We start from the raw sequence: 17,450 nt of genomic DNA, 5'->3' as shown, positions 1-17,450 counted from the left end.
GGGGGGGGTAGCGATGTTCGTTATTTGGCCTCGCCTCTGCGACTCCAATGACTTTGACGTCGCTGCAAGCCACCCCGCGAGCTGCCCGCTAAGATAACCTCGCAACGCGCTGTTGTACCGGCCTGCCTTTTAGCAATTTTCGAATCCAAAATCGATTGGGATTGAGTGCCGCCAGCGTCGGCGCATCTAATGGCTGCGGTTCCCCAAACATTTGTGCGGCCAAAATTTCTGCCACCAATGGCGCACTGCACAACCCCCGTGACCCCAAAGCTCCCACCATGAATAATTCCGGCCATACCGGCGCTGGCGCTATCTCATCACCACGCTGAATTTTGCGTGGCAGATCCTGATATTGTGCCAGTGTTGCAGCATAATCCGGTACCGCGCCCACCATCGGTAAGTGATCACGAATAGCGCAACGCACCCCGCAGCGCGCTTGATTATCACTGATATCAACCTGATGCGGCCAATTTACTTGTGGCAGACAGCGTAACAGGCGGTCCCGGTTCTCTTGCTGCTCATCGGCACGAAAATCAGTGGCAATATCGCCGCGCTGATAACTGGCACCAATACAGTGATGCTGGTTAGCCGGGTTCACTGGCGTCAGATAGCCGTCATAGCACAGCACTTGCTGCAACTGACTGAGTACTGAGGTCGTGGGAATGTGCGAGACCTGCCCGCGCACGGCTGACAGTGGCAGATGCTGGGTTTGTTGCCACTCAGCTAAGCGGTGGCCGGTGGCCAGCACCACTGTAGCATGTTGTTTCGCCGTCAGTGGTTGTTGGGTATAGTGTTGTTGGCTATCGATGGGTTGGGCACTGAGTTGCTGGAAGCTGAGCTGCCATTGCCCGTCAACATGCTCTAACTGACTCAGTTCATACTGATAGTGGCATGCCATGCCTTTTTGTTGGGCCAGCAGCAGCAGCGCTGTGGTGAGGTCTGATGGGCATAACCAGCCTCCGGCGGGATAATGTATACCATCGTGGGCGCAATCCAGCCCCGCGAGCGCACTGAGCTGTTCACGGCTCATGGCTTCGGCGAATGACACCGGCCAGCTTATTTGCAGCATTTTATCAATCTTGCCACGGCTTTTTTCATCAAATGCCAATTGGCTGACACCGCACCATTGATGATCAAAATGAATGCCTTGTGCTAACAATTGATCATATTGGCGGCGGGCAAAGGTAAATGCGCTGGTGAAAAAGTTTTCCAGTGCATCATCTTTGCCGTTTAGCAGGGGATAGAGCGCACCTTGCCGGTTACCTGATGCACCTTGCGCCGGTTGTGCATCGGCGCAATAGAGCGTGACCTTGGCCCCACGGCGCAATAAGGCTAATGCTGTCAATGCACTGACGATACCGCCGCCAATGATCGCGATATCATCACAACGGACCGCGGCTGGCCGATGGTACCAAGGCGCTGAGGCTGACCCGATGCTTTGCGGCAATCTGCCCGTGAGCATTTCACGTTTTTGCCCAAAACCTGTCACTTTAGCTACGTCAAAACCTGCTTGTTGCAAACCACGGCGAACAAATCCGGCGGCAGTAAATGTGGCAAAAGTGCCCCCCGGCCTTGCCATCCGCGCCATGGCATTGAACAGCATATCATTCCACATATCGGGGTTTTTCGCCGGGGCAAAGCCATCAAGAAACCAGGCATCTACTTGATTATTCAGGCTGGCATCCAACTGGGGCAGTAAGGTATTGACATCACCAAACCACAGATCCAGAGTGATACTCCCCTGCGCTAGCAGAATACGATGGCAGCCAGCAAGAGGTAACGGCCATTGCGCGCGCAATTGTTCGGCAAAAAATGCCAGTTCTGGCCAGCGGTCATGGGCGGCAGCTAAATCTGCCACCTGTAGGGGGTATTTTTCGAAGCTGATATAGTGTAATCGCTGGAGTTTTGCACTGGCGTGTTGCTGTTTGAACTGAGCGAAATCGCGCCATAATGTCAGAAAATTTAAGCCAGTCCCGAAGCCCGTTTCGGCAAAAATGCAGTTATCCCGCGGGTGTTGAATGAAACGCTCAGGGAAGCCATTCCCCTTAAGAAAAACGTAGTGAGTCTCTTCCAGCCCATCTTCATTGGAAAAATAGATGTCACCAAACTGTTCCGATACAGGTGTACCCTGTTCATTCCAGCTTAATGTCGCGGTTTGGATTGGGGGATGGCTCACGTTGAAAGACTCGTATCTCAAGGGGTAGGGCGATTCTAACTATGTGACCGGCCGCGTGCAAATCGTAAAATTATCTGGGTATATTACGCTGATCGGACTTGTTCGGCGTACAACTGTACGCTAAAGTGCGTTGCAAAATCCCGAATGTAAAATAAGTGGAAGAGGTATTGAATGAAGCGTGCAGTAATTACTGGCTTGGGTATTGTCTCCAGCATTGGTAATAACCAGCAGGAAGTTCTGGCATCTTTGCAGGAAGGCCGCTCTGGCATTACTTTCGCTCAGGAATTTAAAGACGCAGGTATGCGTAGCCACGTATGGGGCGATGTAAAGCTGGCATCTGAGCCTAAAGACCTCATTGATCGCAAAGTGCTGCGTTTTATGAGCGACGCCTCAATTTATGCTTTTCTTGCGATGGAAGAAGCGATAGCAGACTCTGGCCTGTCAGACGATCAGGTATCTAATTTCCGCAGTGGGCTGGTGGTGGGTTCCGGTGGTGGTTCACCCCGTAATCAGGTTGCCGGTTCTGATGCAATGCGTACCCCGCGCGGTTTGAAAGGTGTTGGTCCTTATATGGTGACCAAAGCCATGGCATCTGGTGTGTCCGCGTGCCTGGCAACCCCCTTTAAAATCAAAGGTGTTAACTATTCAATCAGCTCTGCCTGTGCGACGTCTGCGCACTGTATTGGCCATGCTTTGGAGTTAATCCAACTGGGCAAGCAGGATGTAGTGTTTGCGGGTGGTGGTGAAGAACTGTGCTGGGAAATGGCCTGCGAGTTCGATGCCATGGGCGCGTTGTCGACCAAATACAATGAAACTCCGGCTAAAGCTTCCCGTACTTATGATCAAGACCGTGATGGCTTCGTAATCGCCGGTGGTGGCGGTATGGTGGTGGTTGAAGAACTTGAGCATGCTCTGGCGCGTGGTGCTCACATCTACGCTGAGATTGTTGGCTACGGCGCAACCTCTGATGGTGCTGATATGGTTGCACCATCAGGTGAAGGTGCTGTTCGTTGCATGCAGATGGCAATGGCAGGTGTTGATACACCAATTGACTACATGAACGTACATGGCACTTCTACACCGGTTGGTGATGTGAAAGAGCTGGGCGCGATTCGTGAGGTGTTTGGTGATAACACGCCAGCTATTTCCTCAACAAAAGCCATGACCGGTCACTCTCTGGGTGCGGCGGGTGTGCATGAAGCTATCTTCAGCCTGTTGATGGTAGAGCACGGCTTTATCGCACCAAGCATCAATATTGAAAATCTGGATGAGAAAGCTGCAGGGATGAATATCATCACTGAGCCAACTCAGCGCGAACTGACTACTGTTATGTCTAACAGCTTCGGTTTTGGTGGTACTAACGCCACTCTGGTCATGCGTAAATACCAGAAATAAGGTCAATCGCAGATATTTCTGCTCATTGATACTGAGTCATTAAGGCCCGCGAGCAATCGCGGGCCTTTTTATTCGCTATAAATAAACACTTCTACAGAAAAATACTATAATCATCAGGTGATTAACCTTTTTTAGTAATTTCATCTTTTTGTATCAAAGAAGACTAGTTGATCACTGACTATTCATAAAAATATCTTATACTCAATAACCAAGGTGAATAACATTATAAAATGTAGGTGATTGAATATTAATGCGTTAGCTCTAATTTCAGCTATTTTTAATGTTTTTTATTCCTTTAAAGCCAAATTTGAAGTTAAAAAATCCTTGCCTGCTCAAAAACGTTAATTACAATATTAGAACAATAATTAAACAATTTTATTTTTGTCTTTTAATTTACCAACACAGCAGGGTAGTTCAATGAGCCATAATCCAAGTGATCAGAAGGTTAAGATTGCCGATTTAAACGAGCGCGTTGTTCATGAAATTCTGGAAGTGATAAGTGATGGTATCTGGGATTGGAATGCCAACAATGGATTTGTTTATCGTAATACTGGCTGGTATGAAATGCTGGGCTATCCCGCCGATGCATTTGAAAATACAGTCCATACTTGGGAGAAAATCATCCATCCAGATGATTTTGACCGAGTGATGTTTCAGTTTGATGCCTATATTAATAATCAGGCCGAGAGATACCAGATTGAATACCGTTGCCGGACTCATGATGGCGATTATGTGTGGATTGAAGATCGCGGCAAGGTGATTGAGCGTAATAGTGATGGTTCAGTATCGAGGATGATCGGCGCTCACCGTAATATCCATGACAAAAAGCATCGTCTGGAAAAGTTAGAGTTAAAGAATAAATCTCTGGAAGCGTTAGTCGAAGAGCGAACCGTTGAATTACGCGAAACCAATTTCCGCTTACAACAGCAACTCGATATCAAAAAAAGTCTATCTGAAACAGATGTATTAACCTCTGCGGCTAACCGTTATTTGCTGGAAAAAGTACTCAAGCACGAATATAACCGCGCAAAACGATTTTGCCAGCCGTTGTCATTGCTTTCGTTGGATTTAGACAATTTTAAATCTATTAATGATAAGTATGGCCATTCTGTTGGGGACTTAACCTTGACGCATATTGTTGATGTGATTAGGAATAATATTAGGGAAATTGATGTTTTAGGCCGTTGGGGCGGCGATGAGTTTATGATTGTGTTACCTAACACGCAATTAAATGAGGCTAAATGTATCGCCGAGAAAATCAGGCAACGTATCGAAACCATGCCCGTGGAAGGGAATATCAATGTGACAATGAGTTTAGGTGTGGTGGAGCTGGGGCAAAATGAAGCACAGGAACAACTATTAATTCGCGCAGATAAAATGCTCTATAACTCAAAAGCGGCGGGACGGAATATTATTAGCGGTTGATATTTTTCGAACGTAATGGTGCATTGATGTAGCAGCCTTTATTACCCGGCCTATTGCTGAGCTTTGCAAGGGAGACCGAAGTAAGCGGTGTTAAGCTCTGCTGCCATTGGGAAATGGGGCATGGGGCATAATCACCATTAGCATTTCAGTGCATATTCTGCGGCCGCACAGGCATGTATTGCGGTGGTATCAAATACCGGCACGCTCGCGTCTTGTGCGTTAACCAACAATGTTATTTCAGTGCAACCAAAGATAATCCCTTGCACGCCTTGCTGTTCTAATTTGCCCATAATGCGGCGATATTCCTGACGGGAAGTTTCACTGATAACGCCCAGACACAGCTCTTCATAAATAATACGGTTAACAATCTCGCGATCGATACTATCGGGGGTAATCACCTCAATACCGTGTTTTTGCGTCAATCGTCCCCGATAAAAATCTTGTTCCATGGTGTAGCGGGTACCCAATAAGCCAATTTTATTGATCCCTTGCTGCTTAATTTGTGCGGCAGTGGCATCGGCGATATGCAATAACGGTAATCCGCTGGCCGCTTCAATGTCATCAGCCACTTTGTGCATAGTATTGGTGCATACCACGATGACGTCAGCCCCGGCATTTTTTAATGAAACGGCGGCATCAGACAGCAACTGTGCTGCGGTTTCCCAGTCACCCTTGGCCTGAAGTTGTTCAATCTCATGGAAGTCGACACTGTAGAGAATGATTTTGGCACTGTGTAAACCGCCAAGTTGTTCTTTAACCTGCTGGTTAATCATCCGGTAATAAGGGATGGTTGACTCCCAACTCATTCCGCCAATAAGACCCAAAATTTTCATTAGTTTATTCCTATGCAAACATCAGCACTGAGTATGGATAAGAGTTTAACGATGCGGAAACACCCGGATACGTTGTAACGAAGCAATTAGCGGAACTGTGACAAGACTCCGACTATAGCTGTTATCTCTGTCTATCATGTTTGTTGTAACAAATCTGTAGCAATAGAAAAATCTATTTATTCTTCTATCTATTTTTACACTATTACCATCAACAGGATGACGGAGATTAGGATGATAAAAATAAAGACGGCATACACCCTGACACTATTAGCGCTACTCTTGCCAGCGTCAACCCATGTTGTAGCACAGGATAAAAGTGACAACTATAAACTTGAACAAGTGCTGGTGATGAGCCGGCATGGTATACGCGCACCTTTAGTTAATTATGGCGATATGCTTTCCAGTGCGACACCAGATAAATGGCCACAATGGACCACCCCAGGAGGGTATCTGACACCGAAAGGGGCAGAGCTTGAGGCGATGATGGGGGGGTATTTCCGCGAGTGGCTGGTTAATGCCAAATTGCTGAAAGCGGCAGGATGCCCGGCAGATACCACCGTATTTACTTATGCTAACAGCTTGCCAAGGACCATTGGTACCGCGCAGCATTTCTTATTCGGCGCTTTCCCTGGTTGTAATGTGCCAGTGGCGCACCAAAAAGATATCGGCAAAATGGATCCGGTTTTTAATCCGATCATCACGCTAGATGTCACACCAGAATTTAAAGAAAAAGCCTTGGCATCGATTAATCAACACGCCGGGCCGGGTGGGGTCGAAGGGCTGAATAAACGTTTACAGCCTAATTACGACTTACTTTCCCGCGTATTGGATTATAAAAAATCACCCGCCTGTTTAACGGATAAGAAATGTGACTGGAGTACCCAGCCAACCAATATTGTATTGGTACAAAATAAAGAGCCAGGCATTACCGGCCCGTTAAAATTAGGTACCGGTGCATCAGATGCGTTTATGCTGCAATATTACGAGGGTTTTCCGATTAAAGATGTGGCTTGGGGACGGATTCAGTCAGCGGAAGAGTGGCGTAAATTAATCGATATCAAAAACCTCTACCATGAGACGTTATTCGGTTCTCCTGCCATTGCGGATAATGCGGCTGAGAAGTTAGTCGGTTTTATCAGTGCTGCTCTTGATCCCGTCGGTGAGAAAACGCCTAATGAATTAGCAGCGCAGAAAGCTAAATTGGCGGTATTGGTTGGGCATGACTCTAATATTGCATCATTGTTGGCAGCCCTTAAGACTAAAGAGTACCAATTGCCAGACCAATATGAGAAAACGCCAATCAGCGGCAAAGTGGTATTTGAGCGCTGGAAAGATACGAAACAAAATAAAGATATGATGAAGATCGAATATATCTATCTGTCGACTGAGCAAATTCGTAATAAGACGCCGCTGACCCTTCAGGCACCACCAAAACGTGTCACGCTGGAAATTAAGGGCTGTCCGATTGATGCTAACGGGTTCTGTTCAATGGATGATTTCAGAAAAGCGATAAAACACAACACGCAAAGTTAAGTTCACACTACCTCGCCGCAGGTTGCGGCAGCCAGTAGATAATAGGGGCTGGCATAAAATGATAGGCTACGCTAACGTAATCTCTCTTTGTCAGCCCCAGGCCGTTTGTAGATTTTCTGATGACATTATTTGCCACGACTCAGCGAGCAGTAAAAACACTATTCAGACCTTTTCTGGAAGATCGTCTATTACATATTCTATTGATCTTTGGGATAGGGTTAACCGTCTTAATGCCGGCCCAAATTGTCTCCTTTCCACAGTTTATTGACTGGACCACCATTGTTACTTTATTGGGATTAATGCTACTGACTAAAGGGGTTGAGGTTAGCGGTTACTTCGATTTTATTGGCCGGAAAATTATTAATACACTCCACACTGAGCGGCATTTGGCGCTGTTTTTAGTCTTAGCCGCGGCGCTGTTGTCATCCTTTCTAACCAATGATGTGGCGCTATTTATCATCATTCCACTGATTTTGACGTTGAAAAAAATATCGTCTCTGCCGGTTTCTCGTCTGATCATTTTCTCGGCGCTGGCAGTCAATGCTGGGTCGCTATTAACACCGATCGGCAACCCACAAAATATTCTGTTATGGAGCCGTTCCGAACTCTCTTTTATCGGTTTTACTCGCCAAATGGCACCTTTAGCAGCCATTATTCTGCTGACATTATTCGCGGTAACATGGTGGCGTTTTCCGGCGCGTAAGATAAAGAAACAGGCCTCAAGCCCGATTTATCCTTACCAGTTCCGCCTGTTGCTGAGTTGTTTGGCGCTGTATGTGATTTTTATTATCTGCGTGGATTTGGGCTGGGAAGGTTATGGGCTACTTATCGTTTTTGCCGGTTTATTGCTATTGGCGCGGCGGGTGTTACTGGCCATTGACTGGAGCTTGATTGTGGTCTTTATGGCGATGTTTATTGACGTGCGCCTACTGACGGAATTACCTGCTTTACAATCGCTGTTCGGTGAAATCAAAACATTGTCTACGGCTGCCGCCTATATTTTGGCTATTGGCCTATCGCAACTGATCAGTAATGTCCCCGCCACAATATTGCTGCTTAATTATCTGCCTTCCAGCGCGCTGGTGGCTTATGCGGTCAATATTGGTGGTTTTGGTTTTGTGTTGGGTTCTATGGCTAATTTAATTGCGCTGAGAATGGCGGCAGAGCCGGCCATTTGGTTAAAATTCCATGCTTACTCACTACCATTTTTGTTGTGGAGTGCTCTGGTTGGCTGGTGGTTATTATGATAGTCACAGGCGCGGCTCAGCGGGAAATAACCTGAGCCGACATCTGTCATTAGAAGAAGATAGCCAACAAAAAGACCATCACTATAATCAGCGCCACAAATGCCAGTGACGGTTTTTGCAACAATGGCTGTAATGATTGAGGTAAGGCGGCAATTAGCGGGTTAATCACTGGTTGCAGAATTTTTTGATCTTCTGCTAAACGTTGGGCTGCATTGGCCCGATCCAATCTGGCGGTAAACAGGACATTGATAATGTCGTTCAACTGCGCTTGCGTCAGCGGCGTGGTGGGACTGGCCTGGAAGCGACTCTGGCTGTAATCAATTAATAATTGTTGTTCCTGCGCATCAGCGGGCTGTTTCAACGCGGTTTGCAAGTTAACCAATGTAGGTACTGTTTGCTGGCTGAGTGCCACTTTGGTCTGTAAAAACTGGCTGAGTATCTGGAAATGGCGTGCAGGTAACGGATCATTACTTTTCACCCCCACCATATCAAATAATGCCTGCCATATTTTGGCCGGTTGCTCGCCGGTTGCGGCACTAAGTTTTGCTACTAGCGATTGAATATTCTGATGCTCCGCCGGCAGTAACGGCCGATCAGTTATTGTTGCCAGTTGTGGCTGTGGAATATTCAGTGTCCCGGATTGCAGCAGCACCAGAACTTGTTGTAACTCTGAATGGCTTAACTGACTTAATACAGTATGACCAAAGTGCTGGCGGATAAAATCACTGACAGCTTGCCGGTTGTTGCCTTGAGGCAGCAGTTCGGTCAGTTGTTGGCGCAACTGGTGATTGGCATGATTTTCCTGTGCCTGCGCCAGACGGGTTTGCAGCAATTGCTCAGCGGGCTGGAAGTGGCGTGCCAGTAAGTCGCTAGTGCTACCCAAGGATAAATCATGACGCAGACCGGCCCAGATCTCAGCAGATTTGATTGGGCTAAGGGCCATGATCCGCACAATTAGCTTCTCCAGCGTAGTGCGTTGCGCAGGGGTAAGTGCCTGATCTTCCACTTGGCCCTGATGAGGTATTTTGGTCGGTGCGACATTGCGATCATTGGCAATCGGCACACTTGGGCCGTTCAAAGGTTGCATATAACCGGTCCTTCGCTGTGGAGGCGATACTGTGGAAATTCATAAAGTACCCGGCAATAGATGCAGGCTACCAATATGATACGCGCAAATGTGGGCGACCCATACCGTCAGATTATGTTTTTTTTGTTAACTACGTTTGTAATTAAATGTCACTTTGAGTGATTGTTTAAGTTCAGACATTGATAATCTTGATTATGCCGCTAAGATGGGCGCTCGGTCTTGAATGAGACTAATTTATCAATTTTACTGATGAATTATATGGATTAGAATTAAATACGGATAATGGTTAAACACGAATAATGGTTAAACAACAGCGCGCGGCAAAGTGGTTCCTCTGCCTGGCTTGCCTAGTCATATTAGTTTGTATGACACAACGCATCGCCAGCCTGCACGCGTTGGAAAAAAACCTCCTTCAGACATCATCATCACAGGTTGCTGTCGATGCTGATGAGGCACCCACCCCTTGTGAGCTAAGTGCCAAATCCCTGTTGGCATCCCCGCCTGTTCTGTTCGAATTAGCGATTTTTTCTCTGGGTTTATTACTCTTGCTATTGGGGCCGGTGATCCCGACCCGCATGAGGTTTCCACCACCCCGAGTGATATCACCCAGCCGTTTGAGGGTGCATCTGCGATTGTGCATTTTCCGGGAATAGAGATGCTTTTGGCATAACTACGGCATCCCTTGGGGTTGCTGTGATTAATCTATTTCTGGAGAAGAATCATGTTCAATTTAAGCAAGACAGCGTTGTTCTGTCTGTTACTGCTATGGATGCCCACCCTTTGGGCGGCAGACAGCGGCTGGTTGGTCAGCCCACAAAACTCACATGCTAAGGTGCGGATTCGTGCCGAACCTTCAACGAGCGGTGAAACCCGCCTGTTACTTTCCGTTCAACTGGAGAAAGGCTGGAAAACCTATTGGCGCTCACCGGGTGAAGGGGGCATTGCACCGACCATTGTCTGGAGCACCGCTCTTGATGCGGTAAAATGGTACTGGCCTGTACCACAACGGTTTGATGTTTCTGGTATCTCTACTCAGGGCTATCACGAGCAGGCCATGCTGCCGATCGTCATTTCCGCTAAGGCACCCAAAACGCTAAGTGGCATCTTGACCCTATCGACCTGTAGCAATGTCTGCATTTTGACTGACTACCCGTTTAGCATCGATCTTTCCTCGCCGTTAAGTGGCGAAAACCAACAGCAATTCCAACATGATTTTGCCCAGGCGATGGGGCAGGTACCCATTGCCAATGCCCTGACCCAACAGATCCAAGCTGGTTTTGATCATGGCGAGGTGCAAATTCTGGCGGTGCGTGACGAAGGTTGGCAACAGCCCGAGTTGTTCTTCGATACCTTGGCGGACGTGGATCTCGGTAAACCGCTGGTCAGTGTGCAGGGTAATCAGTTATCGGTACGGGTTCCTGCGACTGATGGTTGGGGGGAGGGCGTGGGGGATCTACGTGGTAAACCCCTGACGATGGTGATTACTGATGCGGGTCTGGCGCAAGAGACCACGGTGACCATTGGGCAAGCGCTCACTTTACCGCAATCCTCCACTCGTTTTTGGTCTTGGATAGTGATGGCGCTGGCGGGCGGATTTATTCTTAATCTGATGCCTTGTGTGCTTCCGGTCCTTGCAATGAAACTGGGGTCTATTTTGCAGACTGGGCAGCAAACCCGCCGTCAGATTCGTTGGCAGTTTCTGGCATCGTCTGCTGGGATTGTGACTTCGTTTTGGTTGTTGGCATTACTGATGACCGCCTTGCGTTTAGGTAATCATGCCCTTGGCTGGGGAATTCAGTTCCAAAGCCCTTGGTTTATCGGCTTTATGGTGTTGGTTACCGCACTCTTTACGGCCAACCTGTTCGGCTTGTTCGAAATTAACCTCTCCTCATCGCTCAATAGCCGTATTGCCGCGCCTCGTGTGGAGCAATCGGGGGCTCGCGGTTTGGCCGGCCACTTTGGACAGGGCGCATTGGCGACGCTACTGGCAACCCCGTGTTCCGCGCCATTTTTGGGGACGGCGGTAGCCTTTGCACTGGCCGCCCCTTTACCGGCGCTGTGGGGCATATTTACCGCCCTGGGGGTTGGTATGAGCCTGCCGTGGTTGGCGGTGGCGCTATGGCCTAGATTGGTGCTGTTTTTGCCCCGTCCAGGTCGTTGGATGAACCGTCTGCGTATCGGGATGGGGGGGCTGATGCTGGCATCAAGTCTGTGGTTACTGAGCCTGATGGTGAGCCATATTGGCTCACAACTGGTGATGGTGATTAGCGGAGTATTGCTGTTAGCGCTATTACTGGCAATTGGCTGGCGCTATGGCGTGCGTGTTGCCGCAATCGTCAGCTTAATCGGGGTGTTGATTATCGGCGGATTACTGTTGGCGGGTTCGCTGACGGCTAATCTATGGCGCAAACCGCTACATGACACCATCCCGTGGCAGCCATTAACTGAATCAGCCATTAAGAAAGCCTTGATGGAGCATAAGCGGGTGTTTGTCGATGTCACTGCCGATTGGTGTGTGACCTGTAAAGTTAACAAAATACACGTCCTGATGCGTGACGATGTGCAGCAGGCGTTGCAAGCACCTGATGTGGTGGCGTTACGCGGTGACTGGACGCGACCTTCTGCTGATATTACTGAGTTTTTGCGCCAGCGCGGCAGTGTCGCAATCCCATTTAATCAAATTTATGGGCCACAGCAACCACAGGGTGTGGTGCTCTCGCCACTGTTGGACCGTGACGTGTTATTAAAAATTTTGGCCGATGCTAAAGGAAATAAAGAATGAAAATTATCATGGTTGTGTTGTTAGCGCTGATCTCGACCTCACTGTGGGCGGCTGCACCTTTTACGCCGGAGCAGGAAGTGCGGATTAAAGCGTTAATCCGTGAAACGCTGGTCGCCAATCCAGACATTCTTGAACAATCCATCAATGCCTTGCAACAGCAAGCTAATGAAGCGCAAGGGCAGCAAATGGATCAATTTATCGCAGCCAATAAGCAGGCGCTGTTCCAAGACCCTGGTAGCCCACGTTTCGGGGCTGCAACTCCAGCCCTGACATTGGTTTCATTTACCGATTACAACTGCCCATTTTGTAAAACTTTTGATCCGTTGCTGGAAAAGGTAGTGAAGGAGTACCCGCAAGTGGCGGTGGTGATAAAACCGCTACCGTTTAAAGGGGAAAGCTCGGTGACCAGTGCACGGTTGGCGTTGACACTGTGGCAACAACATCCGAATCAATTTCTGCCATTTCATCAGCGCTTGATGGCGAAAAAAGGTTTCCACGATGCTGACAGTATTGCCGCGGCGCAGAAAAAAACCGGTGTTACGCCGGTAGCACCAAGCGAGCAGAGCTTGAATGTGTTGCGTACCAACCTGAAATTAGCGGATCAACTGGGTATCCAAGGCACACCTGCCACTTTGATTGGTAATCAGATGATCCCAGGTGCTATTTCCTATGAGCAACTGGAGGAGATAGTGAAGCAGCAACTGGCTAAGGCGGGTAAATGAGTCGCTTGAAGCGGTGGGGTAAAGAGCTGGTTATTCTGCTGGTACTGGTCACGGTGGTCTCTTTGGCGATGGATTGGTTGCGTAGCCCGCAGGTACCTGCTGATTGGGGCGATGTGTCATTACAAACCCTGGAGGGCCAGACTGTCTCGCTAAAGGCGATGAGCCAGGACAAACCGTTGCTCATCTATTTTTGGGCAACATGGTGCGGCGTGTGTAAATTCACCAGCCCCAGTGTCAATCAATTGGTGCAGGAGGGGGAGAATGTGATGACAGTGGCACTACGCTCTGGTGAAGCACCACAGCTTGAGCGCTGGCTGACCAAAAAAGGCTACCGGTTACCGGTGATAAATGACCCACGCGGCGAGTTGTCAGCGCAGTGGCAAGTCAGTGTTACACCGACGTTAGTGATCCTTTATCAAGGCAAAATGGTACAAAATACCAGCGGATGGAGCAGCTATTGGGGCATGAAACTGCGTTTATGGCTGGCCTCGTTCTGAGGTAACGCTGTTTAGCCAACGCCACAGTGAAACGCACGCCAAAAGTTGGACTCAGTCTGACTTTTGGTGGTGCGTTTTTTTGATTAATATTATGCTTGGCACTGACCAATCGCCGCACTTAATCTGGCTATTCCTTGGCTAATCAGCTCGGGCGAATTAGCGGCAAAATTCAAACGGAGGGTGAACTCTCCATCTGACTCTTCGCGGTAAAACCCGCCACCTTTAGCGAAAGTGACCCCCGCCTGCCACGCCAGCGGCATTAATTGAGTCATTGGCACGTTTGCTGGCAATTGTAGCCAGATAAATAATCCCCCATCAGGAACTTCAAACTGGCAGCCGAGTGGCAGTGTCTGCTGGAGGGCATCGACCATGGCATCACGGTGCTGGCGGTACAAACGGCAAGCCCGACGAAGTTGTTTGTCATAGCGCCCGACAGTGACAAATGCATCCAACGCCCGTTGGATCAGGTTCGAGCTGGTAAAACTGTCAACATGCTTTAAGCGCGCCAGTTGGATGTAATGGGGCGCGTCTGCCACCAGATAACCAATGCGCATGCTGGGCAGTAACATTTTGGAAAAAGTACTGACATAGATAACTTCACCCGCGGCTGCCAGTGAACGCAGCGAAGGCAGCTTCTTGCCGCTGTAACGCAAGTCACCCACATAATCATCTTCAAGTATCGGCACCCCAGCAGTTCTGGCTATTTGCACTAACTGATGGCGGCGTTCTTCACTCATACAGCGTCCGGTGGGGTTATTAAAGTTGGGAATGCAATAGATAAGTTTCGGTTGATGCCTGGCTAACAGCGCAGGCAGGGTCGCCAGATTCATGCCTTGTTGGTCGCTGGGCAGAGCAATAATATTCACTTTATGCAGGCGGAACAGGGCTAATGCTTCGGCATAAGTGGGTTCTTCTACCAGCACACTATCACCTGGGGCCAGCAGTGATTGACTGATCAGACTGATGGCGTGTTGTGAACCGTTGGTTATCAACAGTTGCTCTGGCCGTGTTGGGATACCTTGTGCGGATAGAATGCGGCTGAGTGTATCGCGCAATGGATAATAGCCACAGTAATCGCCGTAACTGAATGCTTCTTCAGCATGGCGGCGCAGAATTGAATGCAAGATCTGGCGGAATTCATCCAATGGGAAAATTTTGGGGCTACCGATGCCAGCAGCAAAATTAATGGTATTTGGCGGTAAGGGGATATCGGCATACCCGTCCAGCCTTGAGGTGACAGTGGTAAAACGATCCAGTGGAAACTCACCATGTAGCCGTGGATGCGGATGGCTTGGCGGCGGCGAGAGGTGACAGACATAGGCACCGCTGCCGCGACGTTGTTGTAATAACCCCTTTGCCGCCAGCTCGGCATAAGCATTATCCACTGTGAGGCGGCTCACTGATAATTCTGCTGCCAAGGTGCGGGTTGAGGGCAGTTTGTCGCCATCAGCAAACACCCCACTGAGGATAGCACGGCGCAATGCCTCTTCGATTTGTAGATACAGTGGAATGTCTTGCTGGCGATCTAACGGAATATGCATGTCTCACCGACCAAAAGTGGCTCACTGTGGATAATATATTGTCACTATACTCAAGGTTAACAAGGCTTCAAGAGGAAAAAAGTGGCCTGTATCAATCAGTGGGAAAGTGGCTCTGGTGGCAGAGAACATGGGGGGTACAATCGCTATCTGATTAATATCCTGAAAGTAGTTATGAGGTTGTTATGGCGATTCCGGCAGATTTATTCCCATCAGCATTTGGCTCTATCGGGGCGGGCAACGGCGGGTTTAGTGGCAAACGACAAGGCTATCTGCTGGCGATTATTAGTGCCATGTTGTTGGGTTTTACCGGCATCATAATTTGCATCCTCACGGCGCATTATCATCTACCCACTTCGGTATTGGCTTTCTGGCGGGCAGCACTGGTCGCCATGGTGTTATTACCTATTTTACTTCTGACCAAACCGGAATGGGCCAAATTACGCGGGTGCCAGCTAAAATTCTATACGGCATATGGCTTATTGCTGGCGGTCTTTAATGGGCTATGGACTGAATCTGTCGCTTTAAACGGTGCGTCGATCTCCACCATTCTGGTCTATTGCTCAATCGGTTTTACCGTGTTTCTCGGCTGGGTTTTCTATAACGAATATATGGGCTGGCGTGAATTACTGGTTATTATTATCAGCCTGTTGGGTTGTTTCTTAGTCAGCGATGGCCTGAATATTACTGCATCAGACTTTAATTTTGTTGGCTTATTTATCGGATTGGCCTCCGGTATTGGTTACAGCTTTTATACTCTGGCTGGTCGCATTGCGACTGAACGCTGTTATCCGGTCTGGAACACTATTCTTTACGTCTTTGGTTTCTCCGCCATCTACCAACTGATATTTAATCAGTTATTGCTGTGGTTTCCATTGTCTGGGTTACAGCCAATGGTGGGTGATCTATTTTTCTTATCCCATGGAGCTAATGGCATTCAATGGTCTGGTTGGGGGCTATTGTTAATTTTAGCCGCCGGTCCAACGTTACTGGGGTTTGGCCTGTTTAATCTCAGTTTGAAAACACTCTCTTTGGCGGTGGCTAGCCTACTATTAACGCTGGAACTGGTCTTCACTGCGGTGATTGCATATTTCTTGTTGGGCGAAACACTCTCTCCCTCCCAATTGTTGGGCAGCGCGCTGGTATTACTGGGGGTGTTGATGTTGCATCGTAAAGATAAGGCTCAAGCAGCAATGGTGGCGGTTAGCGCGGAATAAAAACAGGGCCGGGGTAGCTGCGCAGAATATACGCCGCTACCTTATTTTTACTGCGCCGCCGCTCTTCGCAATGGGGTGCGCAGGCGCTGAGCTAATATCACCCCAGCCAGCGTGATACCCCCGCCAATCAGGTGATAGCTGTGTAATTGCTCATGAAGGAAGGCCACGGCAATAATGGCGGTAAATACCGGTGTCAGATTCATAAATATCGACGCAGTATTTGCCCCTAACCGCATCACACCGTGGATCCACAAATAAGGCGCAATAATTGAGGCTGGGATCCCAGCAAATAGCACCAATGGAATATTCTGCGCCGTCAATTGCACATCTGAAGCCATCAGGAAATTAGGCAATAATAGCACCACGCCGAAAACGATCTGCATATAAAGGGACTGCCAGTTGGGTAATTGAATCGCCCAGCGTTTGGTTAATACGCCATACAGCGCATAGGATGCCGATGCGCCGAACATCATCAATTCGCCTTTGCCGATACCATGTTGCAACAGTTGTGCCGGGTTACCTGCACTAACCAACCACACTAGTCCCCCTAATGACAGCACGCTACCTAATGCAATGCCTACCGTGGGGGCGACTCGTAACACCACAATGCTAATAAGCACAGTCAGTAAGGGAATTAACGAACTGAGAATCCCCATAAACAGGGCGCTAACACTGTGAGCCGCGTAGTACGCCAGGCTTTGGTACAGCACCATCCCCAGCATCCCCAATATCATCAATTTCCACCAATAAACGCGGATTGCCTGCCAATTGCGGATAACACCCAGCAGCAAGAATGGGGTTAACGTTAGCAACGCCAGCACCCAGCGATAAAACGAGATGGCGGCGGGATCAATTGCGGTGGCAGAGACCTTACTGACCACGGCATTGATGGACCAGATGATCACCGCGGACAGGGGGAATAACATATTCATGATAATAATTCTCATCTAAATAACATGTGACGTAGTCTACAGTTGTCTGATTTATTCTATATACTG

General features: G+C 48.6%; 14 protein-coding genes. 9 read left to right on the top strand and 5 right to left on the bottom strand.

The window, feature by feature from the left end; translation table 11 throughout:
- Positions 1-88: 88 nt before the first annotated feature.
- Positions 89-2,176, bottom strand: a complete 2,088-nt coding sequence (gene mnmC / locus Q2T72_RS15080; protein WP_372569397.1) for a bifunctional tRNA (5-methylaminomethyl-2-thiouridine)(34)-methyltransferase MnmD/FAD-dependent 5-carboxymethylaminomethyl-2-thiouridine(34) oxidoreductase MnmC — start codon at positions 2,174-2,176, stop codon at positions 89-91.
- A gap of 171 nt (positions 2,177-2,347) precedes the next feature.
- Between mnmC and fabB the strand changes: the two genes are divergently transcribed.
- Positions 2,348-3,571 (top strand): beta-ketoacyl-ACP synthase I, encoded by a 1,224-nt coding sequence (fabB, locus tag Q2T72_RS15075; protein ID WP_083158217.1) that lies wholly within the window; start codon positions 2,348-2,350, stop codon positions 3,569-3,571.
- A gap of 417 nt (positions 3,572-3,988) precedes the next feature.
- A complete protein-coding gene (locus tag Q2T72_RS15070) occupies positions 3,989-4,996 on the top strand; it encodes a sensor domain-containing diguanylate cyclase (protein WP_083158218.1) in 1,008 nt (335 codons plus the stop codon).
- Positions 4,997-5,133: 137 nt separating this feature from the next.
- Here the strand turns inward: Q2T72_RS15070 and Q2T72_RS15065 are convergent, their stop codons facing one another.
- Positions 5,134-5,829 carry an aspartate/glutamate racemase family protein gene (locus Q2T72_RS15065; RefSeq protein WP_083158219.1) on the bottom strand — a complete coding sequence of 232 codons (696 nt, stop codon included), beginning with the start codon at positions 5,827-5,829 and terminating at the stop codon, positions 5,134-5,136.
- A gap of 231 nt (positions 5,830-6,060) precedes the next feature.
- On the opposite strand from Q2T72_RS15065, the gene agp reads away from it, so the two are divergent.
- On the top strand, positions 6,061-7,362 hold the full coding sequence (agp, locus tag Q2T72_RS15060; RefSeq protein WP_083158220.1) for a bifunctional glucose-1-phosphatase/inositol phosphatase: 1,302 nt from the start codon (positions 6,061-6,063) through the stop codon (positions 7,360-7,362).
- A gap of 119 nt (positions 7,363-7,481) precedes the next feature.
- The gene (locus Q2T72_RS15055; protein WP_372569395.1) at positions 7,482-8,609 is read left to right on the top strand and encodes an SLC13 family permease; all 1,128 of its coding nucleotides are present in this window, start codon (positions 7,482-7,484) and stop codon (positions 8,607-8,609) included.
- A gap of 49 nt (positions 8,610-8,658) precedes the next feature.
- Here Q2T72_RS15055 and flk read toward each other — a convergent pair whose 3' ends face one another.
- Positions 8,659-9,696 carry a flagella biosynthesis regulator Flk gene (flk, locus tag Q2T72_RS15050; protein WP_372569394.1) on the bottom strand — a complete coding sequence of 346 codons (1,038 nt, stop codon included), beginning with the start codon at positions 9,694-9,696 and terminating at the stop codon, positions 8,659-8,661.
- 299 nt (positions 9,697-9,995) lie between these two features.
- On the opposite strand from flk, the gene Q2T72_RS15045 reads away from it, so the two are divergent.
- The 4 genes from Q2T72_RS15045 (at position 9,996) to Q2T72_RS15030 (ending at position 13,697) form a co-directional block, all read left to right on the top strand.
- Positions 9,996-10,349: a copper resistance protein gene (locus Q2T72_RS15045; protein ID WP_083158223.1), complete on the top strand. Its 354-nt coding sequence runs from the start codon at positions 9,996-9,998 to the stop codon at positions 10,347-10,349.
- Between the two features lie 68 nt (positions 10,350-10,417).
- A complete protein-coding gene (locus tag Q2T72_RS15040) occupies positions 10,418-12,478 on the top strand; it encodes a protein-disulfide reductase DsbD (protein WP_083158224.1) in 2,061 nt (686 codons plus the stop codon).
- Positions 12,475-13,200: a DsbA family protein gene (locus Q2T72_RS15035; protein WP_083158225.1), complete on the top strand. Its 726-nt coding sequence runs from the start codon at positions 12,475-12,477 to the stop codon at positions 13,198-13,200. The genes Q2T72_RS15040 and Q2T72_RS15035 overlap by 4 nt, the downstream gene beginning before the upstream one ends.
- The gene (locus Q2T72_RS15030; protein ID WP_083158226.1) at positions 13,197-13,697 is read left to right on the top strand and encodes a protein disulfide oxidoreductase; all 501 of its coding nucleotides are present in this window, start codon (positions 13,197-13,199) and stop codon (positions 13,695-13,697) included. Before Q2T72_RS15035 ends, Q2T72_RS15030 begins: the two co-directional genes overlap by 4 nt.
- Before the next feature lie 89 nt (positions 13,698-13,786).
- Here the strand turns inward: Q2T72_RS15030 and Q2T72_RS15025 are convergent, their stop codons facing one another.
- Entirely contained in the window at positions 13,787-15,238 is a 1,452-nt protein-coding gene (locus Q2T72_RS15025) for a PLP-dependent aminotransferase family protein (protein WP_372569393.1), read from the bottom strand.
- Positions 15,239-15,420: 182 nt separating this feature from the next.
- Here Q2T72_RS15025 and Q2T72_RS15020 point away from each other — a divergent pair, with 182 nt between their 5' ends.
- Complete coding sequence (locus tag Q2T72_RS15020) at positions 15,421-16,452, top strand: DMT family transporter (protein ID WP_372569392.1); 1,032 nt, start codon at positions 15,421-15,423, stop codon at positions 16,450-16,452.
- Between the two features lie 47 nt (positions 16,453-16,499).
- On the opposite strand, the gene Q2T72_RS15015 is transcribed toward Q2T72_RS15020, so the two are convergent.
- A complete protein-coding gene (locus Q2T72_RS15015; RefSeq protein WP_372569391.1) occupies positions 16,500-17,384 on the bottom strand; it encodes a DMT family transporter in 885 nt (294 codons plus the stop codon).
- Positions 17,385-17,450 lie beyond the last annotated feature (66 nt).

This window comes from Yersinia sp. 2466 StPb PI, from assembly GCF_041538325.1.
Taxonomy (GTDB): Bacteria; Pseudomonadota; Gammaproteobacteria; order Enterobacterales; family Enterobacteriaceae; genus Yersinia; species Yersinia enterocolitica_E.
The sequence above is the reverse complement of the archived record's forward strand: the minus strand, read 5'-3'. Positions and strand labels throughout refer to the sequence as shown.